This window comes from Sphingopyxis sp. H073 (genome assembly GCF_001468395.1).
GTDB lineage: Bacteria > Pseudomonadota > Alphaproteobacteria > Sphingomonadales > Sphingomonadaceae > Sphingopyxis.
In genome coordinates, this window is sequence record NZ_LNSG01000012.1 from 64,766 (window position 1) to 78,809 (window position 14,044).

Here is a 14,044-nt window from a genome sequence, read left to right on the forward strand (position 1 = left end):
CCTAAAAGGAGGCGGAACCCGCTTGGGTTCCGCCCCAGTCAGCACTCCCGGTTGCCGCCGACAGGGGGGAATGGCGGCCATCCGGGAGGGCCTCAGCGTGCCGGGCTGGGCACGCCGCTCGGGCGCGCCAACTCTTCCTCTTCGGCCTTCGCGGTCCGTCGATGGACCAGAAGGTAGAGCGCAGGCAGCACCAGGAGCGTCAGGATCGTCGACGAGATGATCCCGCCGATGACGACAGTCGCCAGCGGCCGCTGCACCTCGGACCCAGCCCCGACATTGAGCGCCATCGGTACGAACCCGAGCGACGCCACCAGCGCGGTCATCATCACCGGTCTGAGGCGGGTCAGGGCGCCTTCGCGGATCGCATCAACGAGGGCTTTTCCGCGTTCGCGCAAATCCTTGATGAAGGAGAGCATCACCACGCCGTTCAGCACCGCTACCCCGGACAAAGCGATGAAGCCGACGCCCGCCGAGATCGAGAGCGGAATGTCGCGCAGCGCCAGCGCCGCGACCCCTCCCGTCAGCGCCAGAGGCACGCCCGAGAAGACGATCGCCGCATCGCGCACCGTACCGAACAGCATGAACAGCAGGCCGAAGATCAGCACCAGCACCAGCGGTACGACGATCTGAAGCCGTTCGGTCGCGGACTGAAGCTGCTCGAACGTCCCGCCATATTCGATGTAGTAGCCATCGGGCAGCACGACCTCAGCTTCGACCTTTTGCGTGAGCTCGTCGATGAACGAACCCAGATCGCGCCCCCGGACATTGGCCGTGATCACCGCGCGGCGCTTGCCATTTTCGCGGCTGATCTGGTTCGGCCCCGCCGCGAGCGATATCTCCGCCAGCTCCGAAAGCGGCACGAAGCCGCCGGCCGGAAGTGCAACGGGGAGATTCCCGAGCGATGCGAGATCGGTGCGAATGGCCTCGGGAAGCCGGACGATCACGTCGAAGCGGCGGTCACCCTCGAAAAGCTCGCCGGCCTGACGGCCGCCGGTCGCTGTCGAAACCGCATCCTGCACCGTTTCCATGCTGACGCCGTAGCGCGCGAGCTTGTCGCGGTCAGGCGTCACCGAGAGCATAGGCAGGCCGGTGACCTGTTCGAGCTTCACGTCCTGCGCGCCCGCAATTCCGCCGGCGACTTCCTCGATCGCCTGCCCCGATTCGAGCAATTGATCGAGATCGTCGCCGAACAGCTTGATTGCCACGTCGGCGCGAACGCCGGCGATCAGCTCATTCATGCGCATCTTTACTGGCTGGGTGAACTCATAATTATTCCCCGGCACTTCGTTCACCGCCTTGTTGAGCTCGGCGACAAGCTGGTCGCGCGGCTTCCTTGGGTCGGGCCACTCCTTCCGGTCCTTGAGCATGATGAAATTGTCGGCGACCGATGGCGGCATCGGATCGGTCGCGACCTCGGGTGTTCCGATCTTCGCGAACACCCGCTCGACTTCGGGGAACTGCCTGATCCTCTTCTCCAGCGCCTCCTGCATCGCGATCGACTGGGTCAGGCTCGTTCCGGGAATACGCATCGCGTGCATCGCGATATCGCCTTCGTCGAGGTCCGGGATGAACTCGGACCCGAGACTGGTCGCCGCCACGCCGCTCAGCGCGACAAGCACCAAAGCACCAGCCAGTGCAGCCTTCGGCCAATTGAGGACGCGGTCGAGCATCGGGCGATAGCCCTTGCCGAGACCGCGCATCAGCCAGTTCTCCTTTTCCTCGACCTTGCCGGTCACGAACAGCGCCACCGCGGCCGGAACCAGGGTGAGCGACAGCAGAAGTGCGGCGGTAAGCGCGAGGACGACGGTGATCGCCATCGGATGGAAGGTTTTGCCCTCGATGCCTTCGAGCGCGAAGATCGGCAGATAGACCGCGGTGATGATGATGATGCCGAAGATGCTCGGCTTGATTACCTCCGCGCTGGCCGAGGCGACGAGCCCGAAGCGTTCGTCGCGATCGAGCAGGCGCCCGAGCCTGTGCTGGGCCTCGCCGAGCCGGCGGAGGCAGTTCTCGACGATGATGACGGCCCCGTCGACAATGAGGCCGAAGTCGAGCGCCCCGAGGCTCATGAGGTTCGCCGATGTCCGCGTCTGGAGCATGCCCGTCAGCGTCATCAGCATCGCGACCGGAATGACCGCCGCCGTGATCAGCGCCGCCCGGAAATTGCCGAGCAGGAGGAACAGGATCACGATGACGAGGAGCGCGCCTTCGGCCAAGTTCTTCTGCACCGTCGAGATCGTCCGCTCGACGAGCGCGGTGCGATCGTAGAGCGGCTTGGCAACGACGCCCTTCGGAAGGGCACGCGAGGCCTCGACGAGACGTTCGGCCGAGGCCTGCGCGACCACGCGCGGATTCTCGCCGATCAGCATCGAGACCGTGGCAAGGACGACTTCCTTGCCATTTTCCGTCGCGGCGCCTGTGCGGAGCCCCGAACCGATCGCGACATCGGCGACGTCGGCGATCCGGATCGGAACCCCGCCGCGAGTGGTGACGATGATCTGCGACAGGTCGCGCTCATTATTGGCCTGACCCGGCACGCGGATCAGAATCTGTTCGCCGCTGCGCTCGACATAACCGGCGCCGCGGTTGGCATTATTGGCCTCGAGTGCGGTGACGACATCGTTGAGCGAGAGATTGAGCGAGGCGAGCGAGGCCGGGTTGGGGGTCACATGATATTGGCGGGCGTAGCCGCCGATCGTGTTGATCTCGGCGACCCCCGGGATCGTGCGCATCTGCGGCCGGATGACCCAGTCGGACATCGTCCGGAGGTCTTCCGCCGTATAAGGCGAACCGTCGGGTTTTCGCGCGCCCGGTTCCGCCTCGATCGAGAACATGAAGATCTCGCCGAGACCCGTCGAGATCGGGCCCATTTCGGGCTCCATCCCGGGTGGAAGCTGGCCGCGCGCGGCCTGGAGCCGCTCGTTGACCTGCTGGCGCGCGAAATAGATGTCAGTCCCGTCCTCGAAGACAACGGTGACCTGGCTGAGCCCGTAGCGCGAGATCGATCTGGTATAGTTGAGGTTCGGGATGCCCGCGATCGCGGTCTCGATCGGATAGGTGATGCGCTGCTCGGATTCGAGCGGCGAATAGCCTTCCGCCTTTGTGTTGATCTGGACCTGGACGTTGGTGATGTCGGGAACGGCGTCGATGGGCAATTTGGTCGCGCTCCACGCGCCGATCGCGCAGAGGAGCGCGACGACCGCGAGGACGAGCCATCGTTGCCGGATCGAAAAGCCTATGGTTCTGGCTAGCATGTTATCCTGCCCCCCGATCAATGGTCGTGGCCCGCGCCGGACTTTTCGATGTCGGCGCGAACGAGGAAACTGCCCTTGGTAACATAGGCGGTGCCGGGCTTGATGCCCGACAGGACCTCGGTCCATTCGGGCGACGAACGGCCGAGCTTCAACATCCGGACCTCATAGTCCTGCCCGAAATTGGCATAGACCACCTTGAAGTCGCGGAAGGGCTGGATTGCCTCGGTGCGCACGGCGAGCGGCACGGTGACGGGGTTGACCATCACGCGGCCGCGCAAGGCCATGCCCGGGCGGAGCGTTCCCGAGCGGTTCGGGATGGTCGCGCGGATGAGCGCAGTGCCCGCCTCGACATTGCCGTCGGGCAGGAACTGCCCGAGCGGCGCGGTCGCGATTTCGGCGCCGTCCTGCGTCTCCACCGTTACCCGCATGCCCGGACGGATAATCGCGAGGTCGCGAGGGAAGATGTTGAAGACGACCGTGGTCTGCGCCGGGTCGGTGACCACATAGAGGGCGCGCCCGTCGGTGACGTCGCCGGGGTTGGCGTTGCGCTCGGCGATCACGCCGCCGACGGTCGCATATACCGGATAGACCTGGAGGCTCTCGCTCGACTCGATGCGCGCGAGAAGCTCTCCGCGCCGGACGCTGTCGCCCAACGCCTTGGTCACCGAGACGACGCGGCCGGGGAATTGGCCGCGAATTTCGGAGCGGGCGGTCGGCGACAGTTGGACGGTGCCGTAGAGTTCGCGCATCTCGCCCACCGTCGCCGGTCCGACGACCGCGGTTTCGATGCCGCCGGCCTTGGCGGCGTCGGCCGCGATCCGCGTGCGCCCTTCGGGGTTCGCATATTTCCAGACGTGCCGCTTGCCGCCCACGACCGCGACGACCTCGACATCGAAGCTGTGCGGTTCGGTGACGACACCTTGCCCTGCGAGGAATTTGCCCTGCGGACGGAAGGTGAAGCGATGGACGTCGCCGCCAAGCCGCGTGAGGGTGATGGCGAGCTGGACATCCTTCGGGTCGACCGGTTTGCCGTCCCGCGTTGCGAAAACGCGGAATTGCGGCTCCGTGCCATTCTCGAAGATCGTGACCTCGACCGCGAAATCGCCATTCTTGAGCAATTTGCCACCGTTCGGGCCTTTGGCATCTTCCTCGCCTTCGCCCTCGGCGTGGCTTTCGCCTTCTTCATGCTTGTCTTCGCCCTCGGCTCCGCCGCCGCAGGCAGCGAGAGGCACGGCAAGGAACAGCGCCGCAGCCGCGGCGGGAAATGGAAACTTCTTCATGGAATATTCTCCGCAAGGGGAGCTGCATCGAAGCGGCCGGTCAGGCGATCGATCTCCGCGAGCAAATCGCGGTAACTCGTCATGGCATCGGCCCACTGACCCTGGATTTGGATGATGACGTCGGCTGCGTCCTGTACGTCGGCGAACAGGAAACCGCCGCGGGCATAGCCTTCGCGCACCTGCGCGAGTGTCTTCACCGCCTTGGGATAGACGGTGTTCATGATGCCCTCGGCGCGCACCCGGGCTGCATCGGCATCCGCCCGAAGCGAGGCGAGACGCCGCAAGCGCTCGAGACGGTTGGCCTCGGACTGATATTCGAGCTGCCGCCGCTCCGCTTGTGCCCGCGCGATATTGCCCTGATTGCGGTCGAACCTTCCGAGCGGGATCGAGATGCCGCCGAGGACGGCGACATCATTGGTCTCTCGAAGGAAACGGGTCCCCCCCGATACCGTATAATCCTGATGCGCACGGCTCTGCTCGACGACGACCTGTGCCCGGGCGCGATCGACGGCAGCATCGAAGACTGCGGCGTCGGCTTCGGCCAGCGGCGGGTCACGCGGATCGGGCTTCTCGATCCCTTCCGCGATAACGAGGCTGTCGGGAGCGCCGCCCCAGAAGGACGTGAGCAGAGCGCGTGCCGATTGGCGTTTCGCCTGGACTTCCTTCAGGGCCAGCTCGGCTTCGAGAATGCGGGCATCGGCCCTTGTTTCGACAAACAGCGGGTCCTTGTAGCCGCGCACCCGCCGGATGGCCTCGGCGCGTATCTCCTTTTCGAGTTTGACGCGGTCTTCGGCGATCCAGACCATCTGTTCGGCGATCTGGACGTTGATGTAGGCGCGCTGGACCTGTTGGGCGATATCGAGCCGGACAATCCGCCATTGCGCTTCGGCCAGCACGACGCCGCGCTCGGCAAGCGCCATGCGCGCCTCACGCTTGCCGCCGCGTTCGAGCGGCTGCGAATAGGTGACGGTCAACTCGGACTGCCGGAACAGGCCATAGCCGCCTGTCCCGACGCCATTGTCCATATCGACCGAAACGGTCGGATTGGGACGGACACGGGCTTGCAGCTGATCGCCGCGCGCAGCGTCGACCCCCGCTTCGCCCGCTCTAAGCTCGGGCGATGCGGCGATGGCCCGCTCGACCGCCTGGTCGAGCGTTAGCGGCTGGGCCCAAACGGACCCCGCCAGCAGCGCAGCCCCGGCCAACAGGGCGGCGCGCATATGGATATGCATAAATTCTCACTCCTGAACGAGACGACTGAGCGCAGGCCGGAAAGGGCCGCGCGGCAGGCGTGGTTCAGGCGAGGGGAGGGTTCAGGGGGGGAGCAAGAGCGCGCGAAGCGAGGCGCGTCGCGGGCAGCACAAAGAGGAGGCCGCCGGAAAAACAGGACAGATCGTCATGGCCTGCGAGGGCCTGGTCGGATGCGACCGGGCAATTATGGTGACTGCCGTGGATGTCGGCATCCTGCTGACCGTTGGACGAATCCTTGCCCGAGGCATGACCCGATTCCGCATGGTGAGCGAGATGCGAATCGGTGGCATGGTGCGTCATGCCCGCCGCCGCCGGCGCAGCATTGTGGAGCCCGCTCAGAAGCAGGATAATCACAAGCAGAAGGCGTAAAGGAGCGCCGGACATCGGTGCGCCCCTAACAGCGAATGGATTGTTCCGAAAGTCCAAATCGGGCGCAACCGGTGCTGCGAGCCCATCGCATGCATGATGCACGTGGCAATGGACTTCCGCTTCGCGCTTGCGTTCAGCCCGGGCGCAGAGGACGGGGTTCCGAACCCGATTGGCGTCCATTCTGCCTGCCATCTCCTCGAACCGACTTAGCAATCTATAGTAGATATAGGATCGGCGGCTCATGTCGCAGGCCGGTACGTAGCGCGGTCCGTTCCAATCTCACGCGATGAACCAGAGTCCTGTGGAACCTATTGGTCTGCAATAGTCTCGGGCCCATGCTATGGTTTCATAGGAATATGAAGCATTCTCCCAAAAATATTCTAATTGTGACGATGATATTCGATGAGTGCTTTGATTTGGCTCGGGTTCTAATAAGTATCAAAATATTCAATACATGAATTTTGGCTTGATAATGTGATAACATTACAGATAGCGTTGGGCGGCCAGCAGGGTGTCTCGAAGTAGATTGAAAATCTTCTACTTTTCATCCTGCCGTTTCGATGCTAGGGGCCTGTTCCAATGCGACGGGTGATCCTCTTCCTGCTGACCATTCTCCTTGCATCCGGAACGGTTGCTGGGTCGCTCGCGCATGCGAGTGAGGAACGGGCCGAGACGAGCTTCCTGGTCGCCGCGATCGAAGCCGGCTGTGTCGCCGCGCCGGCAACCGAAAGCGCCGAAACCGACAAGAAGAAGTCGTCTTCTGGCGAACAGCAGCCGCTCCCGGCTGCCCCTCACGGCTGCCATGGGCATCACTCGGGTGTACCGGCGGAGACGCTGACCGCATCGACCGAAGTGCCTTGCAGCCAGTCGCACGCGCTCGTGCCCGCGGCCACGTTGCCGCCCGTCGCCTACATCGGGACATTCCGCCCTCCAATCGCCTGACGCTCTAGGTTTGCGCGCGCCCTCTGCGCGCGCCTCTCCCTGGAAACGTCAGGAGTCTCCTTTTCATGAAATCCATAGTTGTCGCCGCGACTTTCGCGGCGCTCGTTGCAGGCGCAAATGCCGCGCCCGTTGCTGCCCAATTGGCAGGAACGGAGCTCGTGGGTCCGCCTTCTTCATCCGACGAGGCGGTCCGCACCGGCCCGCTTCCCGCCCGATTGTCCCTCGCCCAGGCGATGGAGGAAGCCGACGCGCGGTCGCCGCGCGTGGTTGCCGCCCAGGCTGAAGTGGAGGCCGCGCGCGGCCGCCAGCGCCAAGCGGGCTATCGCTACAACCCGACGCTGAACGTCGACGTCGAGAATTTTGCCGGAACGGGTCCCTATTCGGGGCTCAATGGCCTCGAAACGACCGTGTCGGTCAACCAGCGGCTCGACATAGGCGGGCGCCGCCGCGCCCGCATGACGCTCGCCGACGCGGAGTTTCTGGCCGCGCAATATCGACTGGAAATTGCCCGCGCGGACCTCGCGTTCGACGTGCGCAATCAGTTCGCGACGGCGACCGCGGCCCGCGACAATCTGGCGCTTGCGCGCGAGAACGAAGCCCGAGCCCGCGAACTTGTTCGCGTCGCGCAGGCGATGGTCGACACGGGAAACGAGCCGCCGCTGCGGGCCTTCCGCGCCAATGCGGCCCTTGTGCAGGCGACCGCTGAATTGCGCACAGCCGAGGCCGAAGAGCGGACCGCACGCCGCTCGCTCGCGGCTCTCCTCGGCAGCTCGGTCCCGCCGGCCGAACTGGTTGATGGCGATTTGTGGGTGACACCGGCGACGGTGGACTCGCTCGCAACGCTCGACGTCCGACTTGCCGAAACCGAGAAGCTCATTGCCGAGGCGCGGCTCCAGGGGCAGCGGGCCGACGGCCGGCTCGACCCATCGGTCGGGTTCGGAGTGCGCCAGCTTCGCGAGACCGGCGATCGCGCGCTCGTCGCCAACGTCTCGGTACCGCTACCGGTCTTCGATCGCAATCGCGGCAACATCTCGGCTGCCAAGTCCGATGTCGCCGCCGCGATCGCTCGGCGCGAAAATGCCGTGGTCAACGCCCAGGCGGAAATCGCGAATGCGCAAGCCGAACTCGAGGCGGCCGAAGCGCGTCTCGCGGCGCTCGAAGGCAGCGGCATCGAGCAGGCGCGCGAAGGGGTCCGGCTTGCCGAGCTCAGCTACCGCGCCGGCAAGTCCTCGCTCGTCGAATATATCGACGCACAGCAGGCCTATGCGGCGACGCAGGCCGAACTGATCGCCGCGAGGCAAGCCCGGGCCGCGGCCCGTGCGATCCTTTCGCGCCAGGCGGCCGCCGATGGCGATGCGGACCATCAGCCATGAGCGCGCCGATCCTTCCAGCGGACGGAGGCGCCTTCGCCGCCGTCCTTTCAAGTCAACAGGGGTGCGCTGCCGGTCGGCGCGCGAACCGCATCATCAGCGGAGATAGAATATGATCACCAAGGACAAGCGCCTTCTCGGCACTGTCGCGGGCGCCATCGCCCTCGCCGCCGTCACCGGCTTCGGCGTCGCCCGCTGCACCGCTGATCCGGCCCCCGCGCCGGCTGCCGAAGGCGAAGCCGCAACTGAAAGCGAAGCGCTTCCAAGCAGCCTCGCTATCACACCTGAAGCGATCAAGGCCGCCGAAATCGGCGTCGAGGCAATCGGCGCCGGCGGTCTCGGCTCCGAAATCATCTCGCAGGCCACGGTCACTGCCGCGCCGAGCGGCGAGGCGATCGTCACCGCCCGCGCAGGTGGTGCGGTGACCCGCCTCTTCAAACGGCTCGGCGATCCGGTCCGCGCCGGCGAAACGATCGCGATCGTGCAAAGCCGCGACGCAGCGCAGATTGCGGCGGAACGGATTGCGGCCGATGCGCGCTCGACGCTCGCGCAGAAGAATCTCCACCGCGAGAAGACGCTGTTCGACCAGAAGGTGTCGGCACGCGTCGATTACGAGCAGGCGCAGGCCGAAGCCGCGGCTGCCGCGGCCGAAGCGCAACGTGCCCGCGCCGCAGCGAACGCGGCGCAGGTCACCCGCGATGGAAGTAGTGTGATCGTCGCGAGCCCGATCTCGGGACGGATCACGGCCGAGAGCGCGAGCCTCGGTGCCTTCGTGCAGCCCGAAACCGAATTGTTCCGGGTTGCCGATCCGAGCAAGGTGCAGATCGAGGCTGCGGTCGGTCCGGCCGACGCGCAGCGGCTGTCCCCGGGGGACCGCGCGATCATAGAACTGCCCGACGGACAGACGATCGACGCGCGTGTCCGCGCGGTGACGCCTGGCCTTTCGGGCGAAACCCGCTCGGCAACCGCCGTCCTCGATGTTCCCGGCGCGCTGCAGCCCGGCCTCGCGGTCCGGGTACGCCTGCTTCCCACCCGCGGCGCCGCGACCGGTGGTCCCGCAACGATCGTGATCGCCGACGAGGCGCTCCAGACGCTCGAGGGCCGCGACGTGGTGTTCGTGCGCACGAAGACCGGCTTCCGCGCGCAGCAGGTGACCGTCGGTCAGCGTAGCGCGGGCCGTGTCGAAATCCTCTCCGGGCTGAAGCCCGGCCAGATTGTCGCGACCAAGAACGCATTCCTGCTCAAGGCCGAACTCGGCAAGGGCGCGGGCGAGGAGGAATAGACCGTGATCGCGAAACTGATGGCGCTATCCGTCCGCGCGCGCTGGGCGGTGCTTTTCCTCTTCCTCGTGATCGCGGGCCTCGGCGTCTGGCAGCTCACCAAGCTGCCGATCGACGCCGTTCCCGACATCACCAACAAACAGGTGCAAATCAACACGATCGACCCGCGCCTTTCGCCGGTCGAAATCGAGAAACTCGTAACCTATCCGATCGAAATCTCGCTGGCCGGCATTCCGGGGCTCGAGACGACACGGTCGATCTCGCGCAACGGCTTCAGCCAGGTGACGGCCATCTTCTCCGATGAAACCGACCTCTATTTCGCGCGCCAGCAGGTGGGCGAACGGCTTCTCCAGGCGGGCGAAAATCTGCCCGATGGGGCGCAGCCGCAGATCGGTCCCGTAACGACGGGTCTCGGCGAGGTCGTGATGTACACCGTCGGCTATAAAAATCCTGACGGGAAGGGCGCCAAGAAGGTTGCGGGCCAACCGGGCTGGCAACCCGACGGCAGCTATCTGACCCCCGAGGGCGATATCCTCACCGACGAGATCGCGAAGTCGGGCTATCTTCGCACAGTCCAGGACTGGATCGTCAGCCCCCAGCTGAAGTCGGTCGGCGGCGTTGCCGGCGTCGACTCGATCGGTGGCTATGCCAAGACCTTCGTGGTCGAGCCCGATCCGACACGCCTCACCAGCTATGGCATTTCCTACAGCGAACTCGGCGAAGCGCTCGAACGCGCAAACCTCGCGGTCGGCGCCAACTATTACAACCGCGGCGGCGAGGCCTATCTCGTCCGCGTCGATGCGCGCGTTCGCTCGGTCGACGAGATCCGCAATGCCGTCGTTGCAACGCGCGGCGGGGTTCCTGTCACCGTCGGGCAGCTTGCCAATGTGAAGATTGGCGGCGACCTTCGAACGGGTGCGGGCAGCATGAACGGCAAGGAGGCGGTGATCGGCACCGTGCTCATGCTGATCGGCCAGAACAGCCGCACCGTCGCCGAGGATGTCTCGGCGAAGATCGCGCAGGTGTCGAAAACCTTGCCGCCTGGCGTCGAAGTGAAGGTGGTGCTCGACCGCGCCAAGCTCGTGAACGCGACCGTCGGCACGGTTGAAAAGAACCTGACCGAAGGCGCGCTGCTCGTCGCGGCCGCGCTCTTTTTCCTGCTCGGCAACTGGCGCGCCGCGATCATCGCGGTGCTCGTCATCCCCTTCTCCTTCCTGATGATGGCGATGGGCATGAACGCGTTCCGGGTCCCCGGTAACCTGATGAGCCTCGGCGCTCTCGACTTCGGTCTGATCGTCGACGGGGCGGTGATCATCATCGAAAACTGTCTGGCGAGACTGGCACACAGGCAGGAGCATGAAGGGAGATTGCTTAACCTTCGCGAACGTCTCGAGGAGACGATGCGGGCCAGCCAGGAGATGATCAAACCGACGGTCTTCGGCCAGGCGATCATCCTGCTCGCCTTCGCGCCGCTGCTGATGTTCACAGGCGTCGAGGGCAAGACCTTCTCGCCGATGGCCATCACCATCATGCTCGCGCTCGTCGCCGCCTTCATCCTTGCCATCACGCTGGTCCCGGCGCTCGTCGCGCTGATGATCCGCGGCAAAGTGGCCGAGAAGGAAGTCTGGGCCATCCGCAAGTCCAAGGAACGCTATCTGCCCTTGCTCGACAAGGCGATCGCGAAACCCTGGACCTTCATCGCGGGCGGCTTCGTCTTCTTCCTTCTCGCGATCCCCGCGTTTGGGCTTCTGGGTTCGGAATTCATTCCGCAGCTCGACGAGAAGAATATGGCACTCGCCTCGACGCGCGTGCCTTCGGTGAGCCTCGAACAGTCGCTGGCCATGCAACGTAATGTCGAGACGGCGATCTCGAGCCTGCCCGAAGTCGAACTGATGTTCTCGAAGACGGGTACCGCCGAGGTGGCGACCGATCCGATGCCGCCGAACATCTCGGATGGCTTCGTGATCCTGAAGCCGCAGGACCAGTGGCCGGCGGGCGTCGATAGCAAGGCCGATGTCGTCGAGCGGATCGAGAAGGCCGCTGGCGGCCAGCTCGGCCAGCTTTACGAGGTCAGCCAGCCGATCCAGCTTCGTTTCAACGAACTGATCGCGGGTGTCCGCGGCGACGTCGCCATCAAGCTCTACGGGGACGACCTCGACAAGATGTCGCTCGCCGCGAACGAGATGGTGAAGGTGCTCCAGGGCATTCCGGGTGCGGGCAGCGTCAAGGCCGACCAGGTCGGCGGCGCTCCGACGCTGGACGTGAAGCTCGATCGCAATGCGATCGCGCGTTACGGCCTGTCGGTGCAGGAAGTCGCCGACACCGTGTCGGCGGCGCTTGGCGGGCGTGAATCGGGTCTCCTTTACGAAGGCGATCGCCGGTTCGACATCACCGTGCGCGTTCCCGACGCGACCCGCGTCAATCTCGACGACATTCGCGCGCTTCCCGTGCTCCTTCCCTCGGAAGGCGGGAACCGCGGACAGATACCGCTTGCGCAAGTGGCGCAGATCCGGCTGACCGAAGGGCTCAACCAGATCAGCCGCGAGAATGGCAAGCGGCGCGTCGTCGTACAGGTGAACCTCGAAGGCCGCGATGCGGGCTCCTTCGTGGCCGAGGCGCAAGCGAAGATTGCCAATGTGAAGCTTCCGGCGGGCTATTATCTCGAATGGGGCGGGCAGTTCGAAAGCCTGCAGGCCGCCTCGAAGCGGCTTTCCATCGTGGTGCCGCTCTGCTTCGCGGGTATCTTCATCCTGCTGTACATGGCGCTTGGCACTTTCGGCCGAGCAACTGCCGTGTTCCTTGCGGTCCCGCTGGGGCTCGCAGGCGGGGTGTTCACCCTCGCGCTTACGGGCATCAACTTCTCCGTGTCCGCAGCGGTGGGCTTCATCTGTCTCGCCGGCGTCGCGGTGCTCAACGGTCTCGTCGTCATGACGGCGATCCGCGAGCGGCTCGAGAATGACGTGCCGCTCACCGAGGCGATCCGCGAGGGCATGATCGAGAAGATGCGCGCGGTGATTATGACCGGCTTCGTGCCCGCGATCGGCTTCGTGCCGATGGCGATCGCGACGGGGACAGGCGCCGAGGTGCAGAAGCCGCTCGCGACGACCGTCATCGGCGGCCTCATCGCAGCGACCATCCTGACGCTTCTCGTGCTCCCGGCCATCGCGAAGGTCGTTCTTGGCGCGAATTGGCAGCCCGGTTTCCTGAAACGCAAAACCGAGCCGGCCGAAGCGCCGGTCACGGAATAGGAGAGGACCATGCAAAAAGCATCCAAGCTATTGCGCGTTTATACCGACGAGTCTGCCTTCTTCGGCGACCAGCGCGTCTTCGAGTTCATTTCCGAACTCGCCCGCCAGCAAAAGCTGGCGGGGGTCACCGTCCTCGAAGCGGTCCTCGGTTTCGGCCGCTCGGCACATCTCCACCGCAAGCATGCGCTGGAGAATGACCGGGCGGTCGTGATCGAGATCATCGACGAGGAGCAGCGGCTCCGCGACTTTGCGGCGCAGCTGTCCGAAATACCGGACATAGGGCTCATAACGCTCGAAGCGGTCGACATCCTCGGCGGGAAATCCGCCGTGGAGCCTCCCGATGTCCAGAGCTGACCGGCAAATTGCCGGTTTCCACCGCGGCGCAGGTCCCCGGCCTGCGTCGCGGACCAGCTTGCCGGAGCGAGGGAGCTGCCGATGTTCTCGGTAGGGACCTCGCTCCGCCTGCCGGTCCCGATCGGCCGCGTCTGGCGGTTGCTCATCGACATCGAGCGCTATGCCGACTGGCATCCGACATTGCGCTTATCGGAGCATCCGGGAGATGAGGAGCGCATCGACTATGTCTATTCCCCGCGTGGGCCGCGCGGGCCGGAGCTGGCCGCCGAAGGGCGGATCACCGGTCTCGACTGGCTCAAGGGCTTTTCGTGGCGAACGGGCATGCGCGGCCTGCTCGTGATCGAGGAGAGCTATCGGCTCGAGAAGTTAGGCCAAGGCGTCGAGGTGACGCATCGGCTCGATTGCCGCGGCTTCTTCTCGTGGCTCGGCTATCCATTCCTGCGCCGCGCGTGCGCGGTGTTCCTGCGCCGCTCAAACGCTGCGCTCGAAAAGCATTTCCGCCGCACGACCGTTCAGTCCCGCTACGCGCGGCCGAGCGGACGTCGCGCATGATTGTAAATTCGAAACCTGGCCGTCGGAGGCCCCTCTCATTCGCCCCCCTCACCACGGGCAGGGATCTCCGGCGGTCGGGGAGGTGCGGGAGCCGGGTCGCATCCCGCAGAGGCTCCCGCACCTCATCCTGCCCGGCGTTTAGTG

At 65.1% G+C, this 14,044-nt stretch carries 10 protein-coding genes; 6 read left to right on the plus strand and 4 right to left on the minus strand.

Features of this window, described 5'->3' with window-relative positions; translation table 11 throughout:
* Positions 1-92 precede the first annotated feature (92 nt).
* The 4 genes from ATE64_RS18485 to ATE64_RS21810 all read right to left on the minus strand — a co-directional run bounded on the left by ATE64_RS18485 (position 93) and on the right by ATE64_RS21810 (position 6,169).
* Positions 93-3,254, minus strand: a complete 3,162-nt coding sequence (locus ATE64_RS18485) for a CusA/CzcA family heavy metal efflux RND transporter (protein ID WP_058455312.1) — start codon at positions 3,252-3,254, stop codon at positions 93-95.
* Between the two features lie 17 nt (positions 3,255-3,271).
* Positions 3,272-4,534: an efflux RND transporter periplasmic adaptor subunit gene (locus tag ATE64_RS18490; RefSeq protein WP_058455311.1), complete on the minus strand. Its 1,263-nt coding sequence runs from the start codon at positions 4,532-4,534 to the stop codon at positions 3,272-3,274.
* A complete protein-coding gene (locus ATE64_RS18495) occupies positions 4,531-5,766 on the minus strand; it encodes a TolC family protein (protein WP_058455310.1) in 1,236 nt (411 codons plus the stop codon). Before ATE64_RS18495 ends, ATE64_RS18490 begins: the two co-directional genes overlap by 4 nt.
* 64 nt (positions 5,767-5,830) lie before the next feature.
* The gene (locus tag ATE64_RS21810) at positions 5,831-6,169 is read right to left on the minus strand and encodes a hypothetical protein (RefSeq protein ID WP_156416612.1); all 339 of its coding nucleotides are present in this window, start codon (positions 6,167-6,169) and stop codon (positions 5,831-5,833) included.
* 564 nt (positions 6,170-6,733) lie between these two features.
* Between ATE64_RS21810 and ATE64_RS18505 the strand changes: the two genes are divergently transcribed.
* The 6 genes from ATE64_RS18505 (at position 6,734) to ATE64_RS18530 (ending at position 13,900) form a co-directional block, all read left to right on the plus strand.
* The gene (locus ATE64_RS18505) at positions 6,734-7,096 is read left to right on the plus strand and encodes a hypothetical protein (protein ID WP_058455308.1); all 363 of its coding nucleotides are present in this window, start codon (positions 6,734-6,736) and stop codon (positions 7,094-7,096) included.
* Between the two features lie 65 nt (positions 7,097-7,161).
* Positions 7,162-8,469, plus strand: coding sequence for a TolC family protein (locus ATE64_RS18510; protein ID WP_156416613.1), 1,308 nt, complete (start codon positions 7,162-7,164; stop codon positions 8,467-8,469).
* Between the two features lie 109 nt (positions 8,470-8,578).
* Complete coding sequence (locus tag ATE64_RS18515; protein WP_058455306.1) at positions 8,579-9,748, plus strand: efflux RND transporter periplasmic adaptor subunit; 1,170 nt, start codon at positions 8,579-8,581, stop codon at positions 9,746-9,748.
* 3 nt (positions 9,749-9,751) lie between these two features.
* Complete coding sequence (locus ATE64_RS18520) at positions 9,752-12,994, plus strand: CusA/CzcA family heavy metal efflux RND transporter (RefSeq protein WP_058455305.1); 3,243 nt, start codon at positions 9,752-9,754, stop codon at positions 12,992-12,994.
* A gap of 9 nt (positions 12,995-13,003) precedes the next feature.
* A complete protein-coding gene (locus ATE64_RS18525; protein WP_058455304.1) occupies positions 13,004-13,348 on the plus strand; it encodes a DUF190 domain-containing protein in 345 nt (114 codons plus the stop codon).
* An 81-nt stretch (positions 13,349-13,429) separates the two neighbouring features.
* Entirely contained in the window at positions 13,430-13,900 is a 471-nt protein-coding gene (locus ATE64_RS18530) for an SRPBCC family protein (protein ID WP_058455303.1), read from the plus strand.
* Positions 13,901-14,044: the final 144 nt, after the last annotated feature.

What these genes read in the sequence shown, in the direction of transcription:
- ATE64_RS18485 (WP_058455312.1), bottom strand. Translation starts at nt 3,254, where the DNA reads ATGCTAGCCAGAACCATAGGCTTTTCGATCCGGCAACGATGGCTCGTC.
- ATE64_RS18490 (WP_058455311.1), bottom strand. Translation starts at nt 4,534, where the DNA reads ATGAAGAAGTTTCCATTTCCCGCCGCGGCTGCGGCGCTGTTCCTTGCC.
- ATE64_RS18495 (WP_058455310.1), bottom strand. Translation starts at nt 5,766, where the DNA reads ATGCATATCCATATGCGCGCCGCCCTGTTGGCCGGGGCTGCGCTGCTG.
- ATE64_RS21810 (WP_156416612.1), bottom strand. Translation starts at nt 6,169, where the DNA reads ATGTCCGGCGCTCCTTTACGCCTTCTGCTTGTGATTATCCTGCTTCTG.
- ATE64_RS18505 (WP_058455308.1), top strand. Translation starts at nt 6,734, where the DNA reads ATGCGACGGGTGATCCTCTTCCTGCTGACCATTCTCCTTGCATCCGGA.
- ATE64_RS18510 (WP_156416613.1), top strand. Translation starts at nt 7,162, where the DNA reads ATGAAATCCATAGTTGTCGCCGCGACTTTCGCGGCGCTCGTTGCAGGC.
- ATE64_RS18515 (WP_058455306.1), top strand. Translation starts at nt 8,579, where the DNA reads ATGATCACCAAGGACAAGCGCCTTCTCGGCACTGTCGCGGGCGCCATC.
- ATE64_RS18525 (WP_058455304.1), top strand. Translation starts at nt 13,004, where the DNA reads ATGCAAAAAGCATCCAAGCTATTGCGCGTTTATACCGACGAGTCTGCC.
- ATE64_RS18530 (WP_058455303.1), top strand. Translation starts at nt 13,430, where the DNA reads ATGTTCTCGGTAGGGACCTCGCTCCGCCTGCCGGTCCCGATCGGCCGC.